At 71.8% G+C, this 16590-nt stretch carries 16 protein-coding genes; 10 read left to right on the forward strand and 6 right to left on the reverse strand.

All coding sequences use genetic code 11. The features are described 5' to 3' along the window. Positions 1–108: 108 nt before the first annotated feature. The 3 genes from IFT79_RS05330 to IFT79_RS05340 are packed head-to-tail and all read left to right on the forward strand — an operon-like array spanning position 109 to position 1982. Positions 109–1230, forward strand: a complete 1122-nt coding sequence (locus IFT79_RS05330; protein WP_159825416.1) for an adenosine deaminase — start codon at positions 109–111, stop codon at positions 1228–1230. A 1-nt stretch (position 1231) separates the two neighbouring features. Next, the gene (locus tag IFT79_RS05335; RefSeq protein WP_056046397.1) at positions 1232–1678 is read left to right on the forward strand and encodes a PTS sugar transporter subunit IIA; all 447 of its coding nucleotides are present in this window, start codon (positions 1232–1234) and stop codon (positions 1676–1678) included. A gap of 31 nt (positions 1679–1709) precedes the next feature. Then, the gene (locus IFT79_RS05340; RefSeq protein WP_056046395.1) at positions 1710–1982 is read left to right on the forward strand and encodes a PTS sugar transporter subunit IIB; all 273 of its coding nucleotides are present in this window, start codon (positions 1710–1712) and stop codon (positions 1980–1982) included. Between the two features lie 113 nt (positions 1983–2095). Here the strand turns inward: IFT79_RS05340 and IFT79_RS05345 are convergent, their stop codons facing one another. The 4 genes from IFT79_RS05345 to IFT79_RS05360 form a co-directional block, all read right to left on the reverse strand. After that, positions 2096–3799 carry a phospho-sugar mutase gene (locus tag IFT79_RS05345; protein WP_192123918.1) on the reverse strand — a complete coding sequence of 568 codons (1704 nt, stop codon included), beginning with the start codon at positions 3797–3799 and terminating at the stop codon, positions 2096–2098. A gap of 8 nt (positions 3800–3807) precedes the next feature. Next, positions 3808–4641: a purine-nucleoside phosphorylase gene (locus IFT79_RS05350; RefSeq protein ID WP_159825414.1), complete on the reverse strand. Its 834-nt coding sequence runs from the start codon at positions 4639–4641 to the stop codon at positions 3808–3810. Positions 4642–4702: 61 nt separating this feature from the next. Continuing rightward, on the reverse strand, positions 4703–6460 hold the full coding sequence (locus IFT79_RS05355; RefSeq protein ID WP_123570459.1) for an acetyl/propionyl/methylcrotonyl-CoA carboxylase subunit alpha: 1758 nt from the start codon (positions 6458–6460) through the stop codon (positions 4703–4705). A 79-nt stretch (positions 6461–6539) separates the two neighbouring features. After that, entirely contained in the window at positions 6540–7229 is a 690-nt protein-coding gene (locus IFT79_RS05360) for a Maf family protein (RefSeq protein WP_173151224.1), read from the reverse strand. A gap of 26 nt (positions 7230–7255) precedes the next feature. Between IFT79_RS05360 and IFT79_RS05365 the strand changes: the two genes are divergently transcribed. The 4 genes from IFT79_RS05365 (at position 7256) to IFT79_RS05380 (ending at position 11619) form a co-directional block, all read left to right on the forward strand. Next, the gene (locus IFT79_RS05365) at positions 7256–8497 is read left to right on the forward strand and encodes a class I SAM-dependent RNA methyltransferase (protein WP_056046386.1); all 1242 of its coding nucleotides are present in this window, start codon (positions 7256–7258) and stop codon (positions 8495–8497) included. A gap of 77 nt (positions 8498–8574) precedes the next feature. Continuing rightward, positions 8575–9279 carry a response regulator transcription factor gene (locus IFT79_RS05370; protein WP_123570456.1) on the forward strand — a complete coding sequence of 235 codons (705 nt, stop codon included), beginning with the start codon at positions 8575–8577 and terminating at the stop codon, positions 9277–9279. Beyond that, positions 9269–10576: a sensor histidine kinase gene (locus IFT79_RS05375; RefSeq protein ID WP_192123151.1), complete on the forward strand. Its 1308-nt coding sequence runs from the start codon at positions 9269–9271 to the stop codon at positions 10574–10576. The genes IFT79_RS05370 and IFT79_RS05375 overlap by 11 nt, the downstream gene beginning before the upstream one ends. Then, positions 10573–11619 (forward strand): hypothetical protein, encoded by a 1047-nt coding sequence (locus IFT79_RS05380; protein ID WP_056046380.1) that lies wholly within the window; start codon positions 10573–10575, stop codon positions 11617–11619. The genes IFT79_RS05375 and IFT79_RS05380 overlap by 4 nt, the downstream gene beginning before the upstream one ends. Positions 11620–11892: 273 nt before the next feature. Here the strand turns inward: IFT79_RS05380 and IFT79_RS16235 are convergent, their stop codons facing one another. Together IFT79_RS16235 and IFT79_RS05390 are read right to left on the reverse strand one after the other, a co-directional pair. Further along, positions 11893–12174 carry an acyl-CoA carboxylase epsilon subunit gene (locus IFT79_RS16235; protein ID WP_192123152.1) on the reverse strand — a complete coding sequence of 94 codons (282 nt, stop codon included), beginning with the start codon at positions 12172–12174 and terminating at the stop codon, positions 11893–11895. Continuing rightward, positions 12171–13784: an acyl-CoA carboxylase subunit beta gene (locus IFT79_RS05390; RefSeq protein ID WP_192123153.1), complete on the reverse strand. Its 1614-nt coding sequence runs from the start codon at positions 13782–13784 to the stop codon at positions 12171–12173. Before IFT79_RS05390 ends, IFT79_RS16235 begins: the two co-directional genes overlap by 4 nt. A gap of 107 nt (positions 13785–13891) precedes the next feature. Here IFT79_RS05390 and IFT79_RS05395 point away from each other — a divergent pair, with 107 nt between their 5' ends. Genes IFT79_RS05395 through IFT79_RS05405 form a run of 3 tightly spaced genes read left to right on the forward strand, consistent with a single transcriptional unit; the run spans position 13892 to position 16557 of the window. Beyond that, complete coding sequence (locus tag IFT79_RS05395; protein WP_192123154.1) at positions 13892–14671, forward strand: biotin--[acetyl-CoA-carboxylase] ligase; 780 nt, start codon at positions 13892–13894, stop codon at positions 14669–14671. 4 nt (positions 14672–14675) lie between these two features. Next, complete coding sequence (locus tag IFT79_RS05400; protein WP_342211776.1) at positions 14676–15224, forward strand: PH domain-containing protein; 549 nt, start codon at positions 14676–14678, stop codon at positions 15222–15224. A gap of 28 nt (positions 15225–15252) precedes the next feature. Beyond that, a complete protein-coding gene (locus IFT79_RS05405) occupies positions 15253–16557 on the forward strand; it encodes a UDP-glucose dehydrogenase family protein (protein ID WP_123570451.1) in 1305 nt (434 codons plus the stop codon). Positions 16558–16590 lie beyond the last annotated feature (33 nt).

Consider the following 16590-nt stretch of genomic DNA (forward strand, 5'->3'; position numbering starts at 1 on the left):
GGCATCGCGCCTCCGTCCAGGAGGCGCGGTGCCGGTTCTCGTGGAGAGCGCACCTCTCTCGTGGCGCGCGTCCAGAGTCGCCGCCCGGAGCGCTAGTAGATTGAGGGCATGAGCGCTCCCGACAAGGACTACCGGCTGCCGAACGGGGGCCCGCGCCTCGCGGCCCTGCCGAAGGTCTCGCTGCACGACCACCTCGACGGCGGACTCCGGCCCGAGACCATCGTCGACCTCGCGGTCGAGGCCGGCATCGATCTCCCCGCGTCCGAACCCGAGGCGCTGCGCCGCTGGTTCGTCGAGAACGCCGACTCCGGCACCCTCGTCGACTACCTCGCGACCTTCGAGCTCACGGTCGCGGTCATGCAGACCCGCGAGCAGCTGACCCGGGTCGCGCACGAGTTCGTCCTCGACCTGGCCGCCGACGGCGTCGTCCACGCCGAGGTGCGCTGGGCCCCCGAGCAACACCAACGGGAGGGGCTCACCCTCGACCAGGCGGTGGAGGCCGTGCAGGCGGGCTTCGCGTCGGCCGTGCGGTCGCTGGCCGACGACGGGTACGAGATCTCGGTCGGGCAGATCCTGAGTGCGCTGCGCCAGGGCGAGCGATCGCTCGAGATCGCCCAGCTCGCCGTGCGCCATCGCGAGAACGGCGTGCTGGCCTTCGACATCGCCGGTCCCGAGGCGGGTTACCCGGCCGCCGACCACAGGGTCGCCTTCGACCTGTTGGCCCGCGAGTTCATGCCCGTCACGGTGCACGCGGGCGAGGCCGACGGTCTCGACAGCATCCGGGGTGCGCTGATCGACGGGCGGGCCCTCCGGCTCGGCCACGGGGTCCGCATCGCCGAAGACATCCGCGTCGTCGCGAGCAAGGGGTCGACCTCCACCGTCGAGATCGGGCCGATCGCGTCGTGGGTGCGCGACCGCGAGATCCCGCTCGAGTTGTCGCCGCAGTCGAACCTGCAGACCGGTGCCATCGCCGCCTGGGGAACGGACCTCGACGACCACCCCTTCGACCTGCTGTACCAGCTCGGCTACGGCGTGACGGTCAACACCGACAACCGCCTGATGAGCGACACGAGCCTCTGCAAAGAGCTCGCCCTGCTCAGCCAGGCCTTCGACTACGACCTCGACGACCACGAGACCTTCCAGCTCAACGCCGCCGCGTCGTGCTTCCTGCCCCTCGAGGACCGCGAGGCGCTGGCCGACCGCATCACCGCCGGCTTCGAGGGGGCCTGACATGGCGCTCCCGCCGCTCCCGGACGAGGCCGTCGTCATCGGCGCCCAGGTCGTCGACTGGCGTGAGGCCGTCCGGGTCGCCGGTCGTGCCCTGGTCGACTCCGGTGCCGCCCGCGAGGGCTACGGCGACGAGATGGTCCGCATGATCGACGAACACGGCCCCTACGTGGTCATCGCCCCCGGTCTCGCGCTGGCCCACGCTCGGCCGGGTGACGACGTCGTCCGCGACGGCCTGGCCGTCGTGACCCTGGCCGAGCCCGTTCCGTTCGGGCACCCGCACAACGACCCGGTCAGTGTGGTCCTCGGCCTCGCGATCGTCACCGTCGGCGGCCACCTCGAGTCGATCGCCGACCTGGCGAACGTCTTCAACGAGGCCTCCGTCATCCCCGCCCTCGCGGCCGCCTCCTCGGTCGACGAGGTGCGGCGGCTCATGGGCGTCCCCGCCTGATCGCCCTCCCACGGATCGAGACCTCCCCACAATGAAGATCGTCACCATCTGCGGCGCCGGCATCGGCAGCAGCGGAATCCTCAAGGTCAACGCCGAGCGGGTCCTGGCCAAGCTCGACATCGAGGCCGACGTGGTCGCGGCCGACATCGGCTCGATCGCGACGGTCGGTGACGATGCGCAGGTGATCCTCACGTCGGCCGAGTTCGTCGAGGCGATCGGCTCCACGTTCGCCGACGTCATCGTCATCCAGAACCACTTCGACCAGGCGGAGCTCACCGAGAAGCTGCAGAAGTCGCTGGGCTGACCGCGGCGTGCGGCACCGGGTGAACCGCACCGGCCAAGACGAGAGAGACCCCGGAGGCGCAGCTCGCGCCTCCGGGGTCTCTCTCGTCGTCCGGGCGGTCACCGCCCCGACCGTCAGGCCAGGAGGTCGCGCATGCCCGCGTCGAGATCGGCCACGGCCGCCTCGGCGACGGCTCGACGGGCGACGGCGTCGCCCTCGGTGCTCGACGCGTCGATGTAGACCTTGAGCTTCGGCTCGGTGCCGCTCGGGCGGACGATGACGCGTGAGCCGTCGGTGAGCCAGTAGCGGAGGATGTCGCCCGCGGGGAAGGCTCCGAACCCGTCCCGGAAGTCGTCCACCCGGTCGACGCGGTGCGAGCCGATCGTCGACGGCGGGCGCCGGCGGAGACCGTCGGTGAGGTCCGTGATGGTGGCGAGGTCCTCGACCCGGATCGAGATCTGCGAGGAGGCGTAGGCGCCGAACCGCTCGTCGAAGGCGACGAGGTGCTCGGCCAGGCTCGACCCGGCCGTGTGCAGCTCGGTGGCGAGGGCGAGGAGGTCGACCGCGGCCGAGATCCCGTCCTTGTCGCGGACGACGTCGGGGTCGACGAGGTAGCCGAGTGCCTCTTCGTAGCCGTAGAGCAGCCCTCCGACGCGGGAGACCCACTTGAATCCCGTGAGCGTGTCGACGTAGTCGAGTCCGTGTACCCGGGCGATCTCGCGCAGGGCGGGCGACGAGACGATGCTCGCGGCCAGGGTGCCGTCGCGGTCGTCCCGTCGTGCCCGTTCTGCGGCGCGCCAGCCGAGCAGCGAGCCGACCTCGTTGCCGCTGAGTCGACGCCAGCCGCCGTCGACGGGGATCGCGACCGCGAGCCGGTCGGCGTCGGGATCGTTGGCGATGACCAGGTCGGCCTCGACGCGGCCGGCCGTGGCGTACGCGAGGTCCAGGGCGCCGGGCTCTTCCGGGTTGGGGAAGGCCACGGTCGGGAACGCCGGGTCGGGGGCGCTCTGCTCGCCGACCGGGATCGGCTCGGTGAAGCCGGCGGTCGCGAACACGCGGCGTGCGACCTCCCACCCGACGCCGTGCATCGCGGTGTAGACGACCCGTGGCTGACGACCGTTCGCCGCCGTGCCGGCCACCGCGGCGGTGCGACGGACGTACTCCATGACGAGGTCGTCACCGGCCTCGCGGTAGTCGTCGGAACGGGCCAGTCGCGTGACGGGGGACTGCGCGGCCTTCTCGATCTCGGCGGCGATCTCGCCGTCGACCGGGGACACGATCTGCGAGCCGGCGTCGACACCGCCGAGGTAGACCTTGTAGCCGTTGTCCTGCGCCGGGTTGTGGCTCGCGGTCACCATGACGCCTGCGCTGACGTCGAGGTGGCGCACGGCGAAGGCCAGCACCGGGGTCGGGAGGGCGCGGGGCAGGATCGTGGCCGCGACGCCCGCGGCGGCCATGATCTCGGCCGTGTCCCGCGCGAAGACGTCGGAGTTCTTGCGCCCGTCGTACCCGATGACGATGGAGGGGCTCGACTCGCGGCCCCGCAGGAAGGCCGCGAAGCCGGCCGCGGCCTGCGCCACGAGCACGCGGTTCATGCGGTTCGGACCCGAGCCGAGGGCGCCGCGCAGGCCGGCCGTGCCGAACTGCAGGCGACCGGCGAAGCGGTCGGCGAGTTCGGACGAGGCGTCGGCGTCGTCGGAGCCGGCCCGGGTCAGCAGTCGGTCGAGCTCGTCGCGCGTCTCGTCGTCGGGGTCCTGGTCGCGCCAGGAGGTGGCCGACGCGATCAACCGCTCGAGGTCGGACGAGACCGGCGAGCCGTCGCTGCCGGGCCCCGTCACGTCGCCGCTCACAGGGCCGCCACGATGCGGGCGAGCAGGTCGCTGATCTTGGCCTCGGCGTCGCGCCCGGCCTCGAGCACCTCGGCGTGGCTGAGCGGGGTCTTCTGGATGCCCGCGGCCAGGTTGGTGATCAGCGACATGCCGAGCACCTCCATGCCGGACTGGCGCGCGGCGATGGCCTCGAGGGCCGTCGACATGCCGACGATGTGCCCGCCGATGGCCTTGGCCATCTGCACCTCGGCCGGCGTCTCGTAGTGCGGGCCGCGGAACTGCGTGTAGACGCCCTCGTCGAGGTCGGGATCGATGCCGCGGGCGACGTCGCGGAGGCGCGTCGAGTAGAGGTCGGTCAGGTCGATGAACGTCGCGCCCTCGAGGGGCGAGTCCGCCGTGAGGTTGATGTGGTCGCTGATCAGCACCGGCGTGCCGGGCTTCCAGGTCTCCTTGATGCCCCCGGCACCGTTCGTCAGGATCATGGTCGTCGCGCCCGTGGCGGCGGCCGTGCGCACGCCGTGCACGACCCGACGCACGCCGTGGCCCTCGTAGTAGTGGGTGCGGGCGCCCATGACGAGGGCGTGCTTGCCCGAGGGCAGTGCGATGCTGCGGATCGAGCTGGTGTGGCCGACGACGGCCGACGCGGCGAAGCCGGTGATCTCGGTCGCGGGGACCTCGGCGACGGTCTCACCGATCAGGTCGGCGGCCTTGGCCCAGCCGCTGCCCAGCGTCAGGGCGATGTCGTGTCGGGCGACGCCGGTCTTCTCGGCGATCTCGGCGGCGGCGGTGCGGGCGACCTCGAAGGGGTCGGCGGCGCGGTCGTCGAGCGGGTGCGTGGTGGTCTCAGACATGGCGTCCACTCTAGGGTCTGCCGACGCGCGTCCCCGGTCGCCGCCGGGCCCGGCGCGGGGGTCAGTCGATGCTGAGCAGGACGTGACCCGACGAGACCGTCTCGCCGACGACGGCCGCGATGCCCGAGACGGTGCCGTCGCGGTGGGCGGCGACGGGCTGCTCCATCTTCATGGCCTCGAGGACGAGCACCAGGTCGCCCTTGACGACCTGCTGACCGGCCTCGACGGCGAGCTTGACGACGGTGGCCTGCATCGGAGCCTTGACCTCGGCACCGGTCGCGGTGACGACCGACGACCGGGGCGCGCCCCGGCGCTTGGGCGCGACCGCAGGAGGCGCGGTGCGCGACCCGAGGCCGGCCGGCAGCGAGACCTCGAGGCGTTTTCCGCCCACCTCGACCACGACGGTGTCGCGTTCGTCGGCCGGCCGGGGGGCCTCGGCCTCGCCGCTCCACGCAGGGATGGTGTTGTCGAACTCGGTCTCGATCCAGCGGGTGTAGATGGAGAACGGTGCACCGTCGGCCGGCGCGAAGGCGGGGTCGTCGACGATGGCACGGTGGAACGGCAGCACGGTCGGCAGGCCGGCGACCTCGAACTCGGCCAGGGCGCGACGGGAGCGCTCGAGCGCGTCCTCGCGCGAAGAACCCGTGACGATCAGCTTGGCGAGAAGCGAGTCGAACGACCCGCTGATCTCGTCGCCGGCCTGGACGCCGCTGTCGACGCGGACGCCGGGACCGCCCGGGGCCTTGAAGACGTGGATCGGACCGGGGGCGGGCATGAAGCCCCGACCGGCGTCCTCGCCGTTGATGCGGAACTCGAACGAGTGGCCGCGGGCCTCGGGGTCGTCGTAGTCGAGCACGCCGCCCTCGGCGAGGCGGAACTGTTCGCGGACGAGGTCGATGCCGGTGACTTCTTCGGACACGGGGTGTTCGACCTGGAGGCGCGTGTTGACCTCGAGGAACGAGACGGTGCCGTCCTTGCCGATCAGGAACTCGCAGGTGCCGGCACCGACGTAGCCGACCTCGCGGAGGATGGCCTTCGACGACTCGTACAGCTTCGTGGTCTGCTCGTCGGTGAGGAACGGTGCGGGGGCCTCTTCGACGAGCTTCTGGTGACGGCGCTGCAGCGAGCAGTCGCGGGTCGACACGACGACGACGTTGCCGTGGGCGTCGGCCAGGCACTGGGTCTCGACGTGGCGGGGCTGGTCGAGGTACTTCTCGACGAAGCACTCGCCGCGTCCGAAGGCGGCGACGGCCTCACGGGTGGCCGAGTCGAACAGCTCGGGGACCTCCTCGCGGGTGCGGGCGACCTTGAGACCGCGTCCACCACCACCGAACGCCGCCTTGATCGCCACGGGGAGGCCGTGCTGGTCGACGAACTCGAGCACCTCGTCGGCGCCCGAGACGGGGTTGAGGGTGCCGGGGGCGAGCGGGGCGCCGACGCGCTCGGCGATGTGCCGGGCCGAGACCTTGTCGCCCAGCTGCTCGATGGCCTCGGGCGACGGGCCGATCCAGACCAGGCCCGCGGCCTGGACGGCCCGGGCGAAGTCCGCGTTCTCGGCGAGGAAGCCGTAGCCGGGGTGCACGGCGTCGGCACCCGAGCGACGGGCGATCGAGAGGATCTTGTCGATGACCAGGTAGGTCTCGGCGCTCGTCGTCCCGCCCAGGGCGTAGGCCTCGTCGGCGAGGCGGGCGTGTTGGGCGTCGCGGTCCTGGTCGGCGTAGACCGCCACCGAGCCGATTCCGGCGTCACGCGCGGCCCGGATCACGCGGACGGCGATCTCTCCACGATTGGCGATGAGGACCTTGCTGATACGCGGCATAGTTCCCCACCCTATTGCGCCCTCCCCGTCCGCCTTTGGCTGACGTGCACAAAAAGGACGAGGAGGCGCGAGGCAGAACCTACAAGGAGCCGGCGGTCGGCGAGGTCCACAGCTCGTGCCACGGCACGCCGAAGCCCCGGACGAGCGACCGCAGCACGGGCACCGAGAGTCCGACGACGGCGCTCGGGGTGCCCTCGATGTGCGTGATGAACGCGGATGCCCGACCGTCGATCGTGAAGGCCCCCGCGACCTCGAGCGGCTCGCCCGTCTCGACGTAGGCCGCGAGCTCGCGCGGGTCGAGGTCGTCGGCGAAGGTGAGGGACGCGCTCGCGACCCGGCCCGCGCCTCCTGAGGGGGTCTCGGCGGTGACGCGCGGAGCGCCACCGCGGTGGTCGACCAGCCAGTGACCCGACCAGAGGGTGCCGTGGCCGATCTCGGCCATGCGGCGCCACCGGTCGAGCGCCAGGGCGGGCTCGTGGGGTTTGCCGTGCACCTCGCCGTCGAACTCGAAGGCGCTGTCGCCCCCGAGGACCAACCCGTCGAGGGGGCGGCCGTCGACGACCGTGTCGAGCACGGCCTCGGCCTTGAGCCTGGCGAGGTGCTGCACCGTCTCGGCCGCCGTGAGCGCTCGGCCGAGCCGTGTCGACTCGACCGCGACCGCGGCCTCTTCGTCGACACCGGGACTGATCAGCACCGGCTCGACGCCGGCGGCGCGCAGCAGGGCGAGACGGGCGGGGGAGGTGCTGGCCAGGTAGAGCGGGACGGTCATGCCGCCCAGCCTGTCAGACTCGACGCATGGGAGACATGCTGGGCCGCGAGGTCGAACTGGACGTGACGGGCATCGCACACGGGGGCATCTCGGTGGCCAGACTCGACGGGCGGGTCGTGTTCGTGACCGACACCCTGCCCGGCGAGAAGGTCGTGGCGCGCATCACCGACGACCGCAAGAAGGCGTTCTGGCGGGCCGACACGGTGCGCGTCCTCGAGGCGAGCGAGCACCGTCGACCCCACGTGTGGGGCGCGGCCGCCCTCGAGGTCGATCCGACCGACCGTGCCGGCGGCGCCGAGTTCGGGCACGTCGAGCTCGGCCACCAGCGCGAGCTGAAGCGACGCGTGGTGGTCGACGCGCTGACCCGCATGGGCGGGATCGCCGACGCCGACGGCCGCGTCTCGGTCGAGGCCCTGCCCGGCGACGACGAGCGCGGCGGCACCGGGTGGCGCACGCGCCTGCGCCTGCACCTCGACGCCGAGGGGCGTCCCGGTCAGTACGCGGCTCGGTCGCACCGGGTCGTGCACGTGCCCGACCTGCCGCTCGCGTCGCCGGAGGTCGCCGAGGTGGCGCCGCTGGGTGACGCCTTCCCCGGCGAGGAACACGTCGATGTCGTCGCCCCGAGCGGCGGAGGCGCGCGTCTGATCATCGGGCGGCAGGCCCGCTCGACCATCACCGAGGTCGTCGGCGACCGCGAGTTCCGGCTCGACGACGGCGGCTTCTGGCAGGTGCACCGCGAGGCAGCGGCCACGCTCACGGCCGCCGTGCAGACCATGATCGACCCCGAGCGCTTCGACCCGAAGGGCGCCAACCTCGACCTGTACGGCGGGGTCGGACTCCTCGCAGCCGCCGTGGGGGACCGCTTCGGTGCGGGGACGCGCATCACGAGCGTCGAGAGCGACGAGCGGGCCACCGAGCACGCGTCCGAGAACCTGGCCGAGTGGATCGGCGCGTCGGCCGTGACGGGACGCGTCGAGCGCTGGTTGCGCCAGACAGCGTCGCAGGCGAGCGACGCCGAGCGCGAGCGCCTCGCCGCCGCGACGGTCGTGCTCGACCCGCCCCGCTCGGGCGCCGGGCGCGACGTGGTGTCCGAGATCGCGGCCCTCCGCCCGGCCCAGGTCGTCTACGTCGCGTGCGACCCGGTCGCCCTCGCCCGGGACGTGGCCCTCTTCGCCGAGCGGGGCTACGCGCTCGACGCCCTGCAGGCGTACGACCTCTTCCCGAACACGCACCACGTCGAGACGGTGGTGCGCCTGCTGCCGGCCTGAGCCGCCGTCCGGTTACGATGAACCCCGTGCACGCCCGGGATTCAGGGACCAGGGCACACGCCGACCGAAGGATCACCGTGTCAGACATCACGACCGAGACCCCCATCGCCACCCGCCAGACAGCACCCGTGCGGGTCGCCGTCGTCGACGACCACGAGTCGGTGCGGCTCGGCATCCAAGCCGCGTGCCAGAACGAGGGCTTCGAGGTGATCCTCACCGCCGCCGGCGTGCAGGAGTTCGTCGAGAACCTCGCGGGTCGCGAGGTCGACGTCGTCGTCCTCGACCTGTCGCTCGGCGACGGCTCGACCGTCACCGAGAACGTCAAGCGCGTCCAGGCGACGGGGTCGGCCGTCCTCGTGCACAGCATCGCCGACCGGGTCGCCTCGGTCCGTGAGGCGCTCGCCGCGGGGGCGGCCGGCGTCATCCCGAAGTCCTCCGCCACGAAGACCGTCATGGCCGCGGTCGCCACGGTCGCCCGCGGCGACGTGCTCAACAACCTCGAGTGGGCGAGCGCGATCGATGCCGACCGCGACTTCGCCAAGGCCCAGTTGGGTCGTCGCGAGCGCGAGATCCTGCACCTCTACGCCTCGGGTCTGCCGCTGAAGCTGGCCGCCCAACAGCTCGGCATCGGCTACTCGACGGCCCGCGAGTACCTCGACCGCATCCGCGTCAAGTACGTCGAGGTCGGACGCCCGGCACCCACCAAGGTCGACCTCCTCCGTCGCGCCGTCGAGGACGGCATCCTGCCGGGGCTCGACGCGGACGGTGGCGATGGCCGGTGAGGGTCGGCTGACCGGCCCGCTCCCGCTCGGGCCCCTGCGGCCCCCGCGCAACCCGATCAGTCGTGCCCTGCTCGACAAGGTGCTGGGGCGCATCATCGCCGCGGCCGGTCTCGTGTTCGGCCTGCAGGCCCTGCCCGGGATGATCGGTCAGGTCGGGAGCATGCAGCTCGCCTGGGCCTGGGTGATCGGCCTGGCCATGTTCGGCGGGTTCCTGGCGTTGGTCGTGGCGAGCCTCGTGCAGCGCGGCGTGACCACGGTCGAGGCCTTCGTCGCGATCGCCTACCTGATCGCGCTGGTCACCTGGCCCCTCGCCGTCGACGACCCCAGCGAGGTCCAGGCGAGCGTGCCCTGGCTCTGGTACCTGTGCACCGTCGCCACGGCCTCGGCCGCGTCGGCGTTCTCCACCTGGATCGCGACCGGCTACCTCTTCGTCGCCCCCGCCGTCTACGGCTTCATCCGCCTGACGCCGTCGGGCGGAGCGGTCTCCCCGCAGCGCGCGACCCTCGACTCCGTCTACGCGATCCTGCTCGGCGGTGCGGTCCTGATCCTCGTGGTGATCCTGCGCCAGGCGGCCGCGAACGTCGACCAGGCCCAGGCGACCGCGGTCGCGCGGTACTCCGAGGCGATCCGCGAGCACGCCACCGAGCTCGAACGGGTGCAGGTCGACGCCATCGTGCACGACAGCGTCCTCACGACCTTCATCCAGGCGGCCAGGGCCTGGTCACCCGAAGAGCGTGAGCTGTCGACCAACATGGCCCGGAACGCGATGTCCCACCTCTCAGCGGCGGCGAGCACGACTCCGTTCGACGAGTCCGACACGACGGTCACGGGCATGGTCGACCGCATCGAGGCCGCCGTGTCGGACCTGGGCGTCTCCGTCGAGCTGCGCCGGGGCCCGATCGAGGGCGAGGGCATCCCGTCCACCGCCGCGGAGGCCCTCTACTCCGCCGCCGTGCAGGCCCTGGTGAACAGTTCCCAGCACGCCGGGGACGCGCCCGGTGTCCGGCGGTGGGTCGACGTCACCCGCGAGGCGACCGGCCTCACGACCGTCGAGGTCGGCGACACGGGCAAGGGCTTCGAGCCGGCGACGGTGCCGACCGAGCGTCTGGGTGTCCGGGTGTCGATCCACGAGAGGCTGAACAACGCCGGCGGACTCGCGACCATCGACTCGGCACCGGGGCGCGGAACCCTCGTGCGACTGCAGTGGCCGGTCGGCGCCCTCCTTGAGGGAGGATCGGCTCCCCGTCCCTCGCCCGACCGCGCCGACGAGACGGGCATCCCGGAGGGCGTCGCGTGAGGGTCTCCGTGCCGCGGTGGCTGATCGTCTCGCTCGCCGCCGTCTTCTCGGCCTACCATCTGGTCCTCGCCGTTGCCTCGTTGGACCGGTTCACCGATCCGCTTCCCGTCGTCGCGTGCATGGTGTTGTATGCCGCGGCGACCGTGGCCGTGCTGTGGCCCAGCCGCCACGTCATCATGCCCGTGTGGCTGGCCTCGTTCTGCCTCGCCGTCAGCATCGTCCTCCCGCTGGTCGTGACCTCCGAGCTCGACAGCTCGGTGAAGAACGGCTATGCCACGTGGTACGTGGCGGCCGTGGGCACGCTCATGGTGATCGTGTCGACGAGACGCCGCCAGGGGTTCGCCTGGCTCGGGGTCGGATTCATGGCGGCTCACGGGGTGCTCTGGGCCGGGGCCGAACAGATCGCCGACCTCGGCATCGTCGGCAGCGTGGTCTGGGTCGCCTTCAGCCACGCGATGTCGAGCACGCTCACGCGTGCCGGGCGCGAGACGCGAGAGTTCATCCTCGCCGAGCACGAGGCGGCGGACTGGCAGGCCGCGCAGGAAGCCCACGTGAACGAGCGGCAGTACCGGCTGCTGCAGACGGGCCGGACGGCACGGCCGATGCTCCAGACCATCGTCGATCGACACGGCGACCTGACCGCGGCCGAGCGCCAGGAGTGCCTGAACCTCGAGGGGGCCATCCGGGACGAGATCCGGGGACGCCGCCTCCTCGACGACGACGTGCGTCACGAGGTCATGGCGGCGCGGCGTCGCGGGGCCGTCGTCAGCCTCCTCGACGAGGGAGGCCTCGACGACCTCGGGCCCACCGACCTGCGGCGGGTCCATGCCGTGCTCGCCGAGGCCCTCCGCGGCTCGCTCGCCGATCGCATCATCGTCCGGACCGTCCAGGGCGGGGGAGACGACGCCGTCACGGTCGTCGGGCTCGGTTCGCCGGACCTGTCGTCGAGCGCCCTCGGCCGGGGCGTCTCGGCCGACGCGGACGAGGACGACGACGCCGACGAGGTGCAGCTCTGGCTGCAGATCCCCCGCTCGGCCCCCTGATCATCCACCGGGCAGCCTCACGGCAGGGCCGGGGAAGAAGGAAGGGCCGGACGATCGTCCGGCCCTTCCGAGACCCTGAGTCAGGGCGGCAACCCGAATGTCGCCCTGACTCCCCCCGGCAGGAATCCACTACCCATGTGGTCCTGCTGGTGGTGTGACTCCGAGAGAGACACCTAGCAAGAGCAAGCATGGTGGGTCGGGGCCGCGGGTGCAGTCGTCATTTAGGGGGACAGGCGGGGGAAGATGACTGCGTCTACCCCCGTTCCGGGGGCGTCAGCCCTCGAAACCCCGCCAGCGGCCTTCTCCGGCCGTGATGACGGGACGCGGTGCCCGGGCCGATCGCGTCCAGCCCGACGTCGTGGGTCGGGAGGACGTCGTCGTCGCCGATCCGGCCCGGCCGACCGCGACGGCGGCGAGCAGCGCCGTGACGGCCGCCAGTTCGTCGGGCGTCGGGTCCCCGGCGACGACCCTGATGAGGGGAGCCGACGGCTGCTCGTCCGGGTCGGTGGGGGAGTCCGCCGGGTCGGGGGAGGCGGCGGCGTGGCGACCACTCACAGGGGGATGTTCCCGTGCTTCTTCGGCGGCAGGGTCGCCCGCTTGGTCTTGAGGGCGCGCAGTGCCTTGATGACGGCGACGCGGGTCGCGGCCGGTTCGACGACACCGTCGAGTTCGCCCCGCTCCGCGGCGAGGAAGGGACTCGCCACGTTGTAGGTGTACTCGTTGGCCAGTCGCGTGCGCACGGCCGCCACGTCTTCGCCCGCCTCGGCCGCCGCCTTGATCTCGTTGCGGTAGAGGATGTTGACGGCGCCCTGACCGCCCATCACGGCGATCTCGGCCGTGGGCCACGCGAGGTTGATGTCGGCACCCAACTGCTTCGACCCCATGACGATGTAGGCGCCGCCGTACGCCTTGCGGGTGATCACCGTCACGAGCGGGACCGTGGCCTCGGCGTAGGCGTAGAGCAGCTTGGCTCCGCGACGGATGACACCGGTCCACTCCTGGTCCGTGCCGGGCAGGTAGCCGGGCACGTCGACCAGGGTGAGGATCGGGATGTTGAACGCGTCGCAGAAGCGTACGAAACGACTGGCCTTCTCGCCGGCCTCGATGTTGAGGGTGCCGGCCATGGCGGACGGCTGGTTGGCGATCACGCCCACCGGACGGCCCTCCACCCGGCCGAAGCCCACGACGATGTTGGGCGCGAACAGCGGCTGGACCTCGAGGAACTCGCCGTCGTCGACGACGTGGTCGATGACGGTCATGACGTCGTAGGGCTGGTTCGGGCTGTCCGGGATCAGCGTGTTCAGCTGGCGGTCGTGGTCGGTGGTCTCGAGTTCGACCGGCACGTCGAAGACGTGCGGGTCGGCCAGGTTGTTGTCGGGCAGGTACGAGAGCAGCGCGCGGGCGTAGTCGAGGGCGTCGTCCTCGTCGCTCGCCAGGTAGTGCGACACGCCCGAGACCTTGTTGTGGGTCAGGGCTCCGCCGAGCTCTTCGAAGCCCACGTCCTCGCCCGTCACGGTCTTGATGACGTCCGGGCCGGTGACGAACATGTGGCTGGTCTTGTCGACCATGATCACGAAGTCGGTCAGCGCGGGGGAGTACACCGCGCCTCCGGCCGCGGGGCCCATGATCAGCGAGATCTGGGGGATGACGCCCGAGGCGGCCGTGTTCAGCCGGAAGATCTCGCCGTACTTGCCGAGGGCGACGACGCCCTCCTGGATGCGCGCTCCGCCCGAGTCGAGGATGCCGATGATGGGCACCCCGGTCTTGAGGGCCAGCTGCATGACCTTGATGATCTTCTCGCCCGCGACCTCGCCGAGCGAGCCGCCGAAGATGGTGAAGTCCTGCGAGTAGACCGCGACCTGGCGGCCGTGGATCGTGCCCGTGCCCGTGACGACCGCGTCGCCGTAGGGCCGTTTGGCCTCCATGCCGAAGGCGTGGGTGCGGTGCCGGACGAACTCGTCGAGTTCGACGAACGAGCCCGGGTCGAGCAACTCGTCGATCCGTTCGCGGGCCGTCTTCTTGCCCTTGGCGTGCTGCTTCGCGATCGCGGCCTCGCCGCTGGCCGTCACGGCCTCGTGATAGCGGGCCTTGAGGTCGGCGAGCTTGCCCGCGGTGGTGTGCAGGTCGTGCGCGGCGTCGGTGGGTGGCGCGGAGTCAGGAGTCACGCGCTTCACTCTACTGACCGACCCGCAGCCATCCGTTGGAGGTTTCCACGCGTGGACGCCGTCGTACGTCGTAGGAGTCGTCAACCGAGGCCGCCTAGGCTGACCCGATGGACTTCCCCCTCAGCGCGTCCGTCAGCCCCCGTCTCGTGGTGCTCGAGTCCACCGGATCGACCAACGCCGACCTGCTGGCCGCCGTCGACGAGCCGCACCTGGCGACCTGGCTGACCCTCGACCAGTCCGCCGGGAGGGGCCGGCTCGGTCGACGGTGGGAGACCGCGCCCGGTCGTTCCCTCGCGGCGAGCGTCCTGCTGCGCCGCGGCGACCTGCCGGTCGACTCGCTCGGCTGGGTGCCGCTCCTCGCCGGCGTCGCGATGCGCGCCTCCGTCCAGGGCCTCCTCCCGGGCGGCGACGTCACGCTGAAGTGGCCCAACGACGTGCAGGTGGCCGGCGGAAAGGTCTGCGGTCTGCTCGCCGAGCTGAGGCCCGACGCGAGCGCCGTGGTCGTGGGGGCCGGGGTCAACCTCACGGTGCCGGCCGACGAGCTGCCGACGCCGACCTCGACGTCGCTCGGTCTGCACGGTGCGCGGGGCACGGCTCTCGAGCTCGCCGACGCGGTGCTGTCGGCCTGGGTCTCCGGTCTGGCCCGGTTCGTCGCCGACCTCGTCGCGGTCCGGGGCGACGCCGTGGCGAGCGGTGCCCTGGCGCTGGTGCGCACGCACTGCGCGACGTTGGGGCGCGACGTCCGCGTCGAACTCCCCGGAGGCGCTGCTCTCGTGGGCGAGGCCGTCGACGTCGACGAGGCGGGCCGGCTGGTCGTGCGTTGCGCCTCGACCGGCGGGCTGACGGCCGTCGCTTCGGGTGACGTCACGCATCTGCGGTATGAATGAGCCTGTGAGCAGCGACGGACCACAGCCGACCGAGTACGTCGTCGCGCGGCTGCGTCCCCACGCCCGGGTTCTGTTCTGGCCGTCCCTCGGGCTCGTCGGCATCTGCGCCGCGACCGGCTACTTCGGCGGTCGCTTCGACGTCGCCTGGCAGAACTACGTCGTGCTGGGCTCGGCCGTCGCCCTCATCGTGCTGCTCTGGTTGGTGCCCGTGCTGATCTGGCTCGGCAAGCGCTACGTCATCACCTCGCGTCGCCTCGTCGTGCGCAAGGGGCTGTTCGTGCGCACTCGTCAAGAGTTGCTCCACAGCCGCGGCTACGACCTCACGGTGCGCAAGAACTCGGTGCAGAGCGCCTTCCGCAGCGGAGACGTCCTGATCAACACCGGCCTTGACCGTCCGCTCGTCCTCTGGGACGTGCCGTCGGCCGACCTCGTCCAATCGACCCTGCACGACCTGATGGAGTCGAACCTCAACAGCGTCGCGCAGCGTCGCCAGCACGAGCAGTCCGTCGGACACACCGACACCACCTCATGGGGCGACGACCGGGTCATCTGATCCGGCTCGCGTGATATAGGATATTACAATGCGAATCTCAGTCATCGGTTGCGGTTACCTCGGAGCCGTGCACGCCGCGTGCATGGCCGACCTCGGGCACGACGTGGTCGGCATCGACGTCGACCCGGGCAAGATCGCCCTGCTCTCGTCGGGTCACGCCCCGTTCTTCGAACCCGGACTGCCCGAGGCGCTCCGCCGGGCCCTCGACTCGGGGCGACTGCGGTTCTCGACCGACCCGGCCGACGCCGCCGGTTCGCAGGTCCACTTCGTCGCCGTCGGCACCCCGCAGACCCCGGGCAGCGACGCGGCCGACCTCACCTACGTCGACGCCGCGGTCCAGGGGCTCTTGCCCCACCTCGCCGACGGCGACCTCGTGGTGGGCAAGTCCACCGTTCCCGTCGGCACCGCCAGCCGACTCGCCGACCTGGTCCGCGCCTCCTCCGGGGCCGACCTGGCCTGGAACCCCGAGTTCCTCCGCGAGGGCTTCGCCGTGGCCGACACCGTCGCGCCCGACCGCTTCGTCTACGGAGTGCCCGAGGGTGACGCCGGTGAGCGGGCGACGGCCGTGCTCGACGAGGTCTACGCGACGGCTCTGGCGACGGGCACGCCCCGGCTCGTGACCGGGTACGCGACGGCCGAACTGGTGAAGGTCTCGGCCAACGCGTTCCTCGCGACGAAGATCTCGTTCATCAACGCGATGGCCGAGATCGCCGAGGCCACCGGTGCGGACGTGACGCAGCTGGCCGACGCGATCGGGCACGACGCCCGCATCGGCCGCCGGTTCCTCAACGCCGGCCTCGGCTTCGGCGGCGGGTGCCTGCCGAAGGACATCCGGGCGTTCCGGGCCCGATCGCGCGAGTTGGGGCTCGAGTCCCTGGACTTCCTCGCCGACGTCGACGCCGTCAACCTGCGCCGCCGCGACCGCGTCGTCGAGCTCGCGGGCGAGCTGCTCGGCGAGGTGCGCGGTGCGCGCGTCGCCGTCCTCGGGGTGGCGTTCAAGCCCGACAGCGACGACGTCCGCGACTCGCCGGCCCTCGACGTCGCCCGTCGACTGCACGCCGCCGGCGCCGACGTGGTCGTCCACGACCCCGAGGCCAACGAGACCGCCGCTCGGCTGGCTCCCGACCTCACCTACGTCGGGGACGTCCCCACCGCCCTCCGCGACGCCGAGCTCGTGTTGGTCCTCACCGAATGGACGCAGTTCAAGGCGCTGCGTCCGGCCGACGTCGCCGCCCTCGTCTCCCGGCGACGCATCGTCGACGCGCGCAACGTGTTCGACCCCGCCGAGTGGCGCGAGGCCGGGTTCGAGTTCCGGGGGCTCGGGCGACCGTAGCCTCGCGACGAGCTGTGGGTGCGCGATCTCGTG

It is taken from the genome of Frigoribacterium sp. CFBP 8759 (assembly GCF_014841655.1).
Lineage (GTDB): Bacteria > Actinomycetota > Actinomycetes > Actinomycetales > Microbacteriaceae > Frigoribacterium.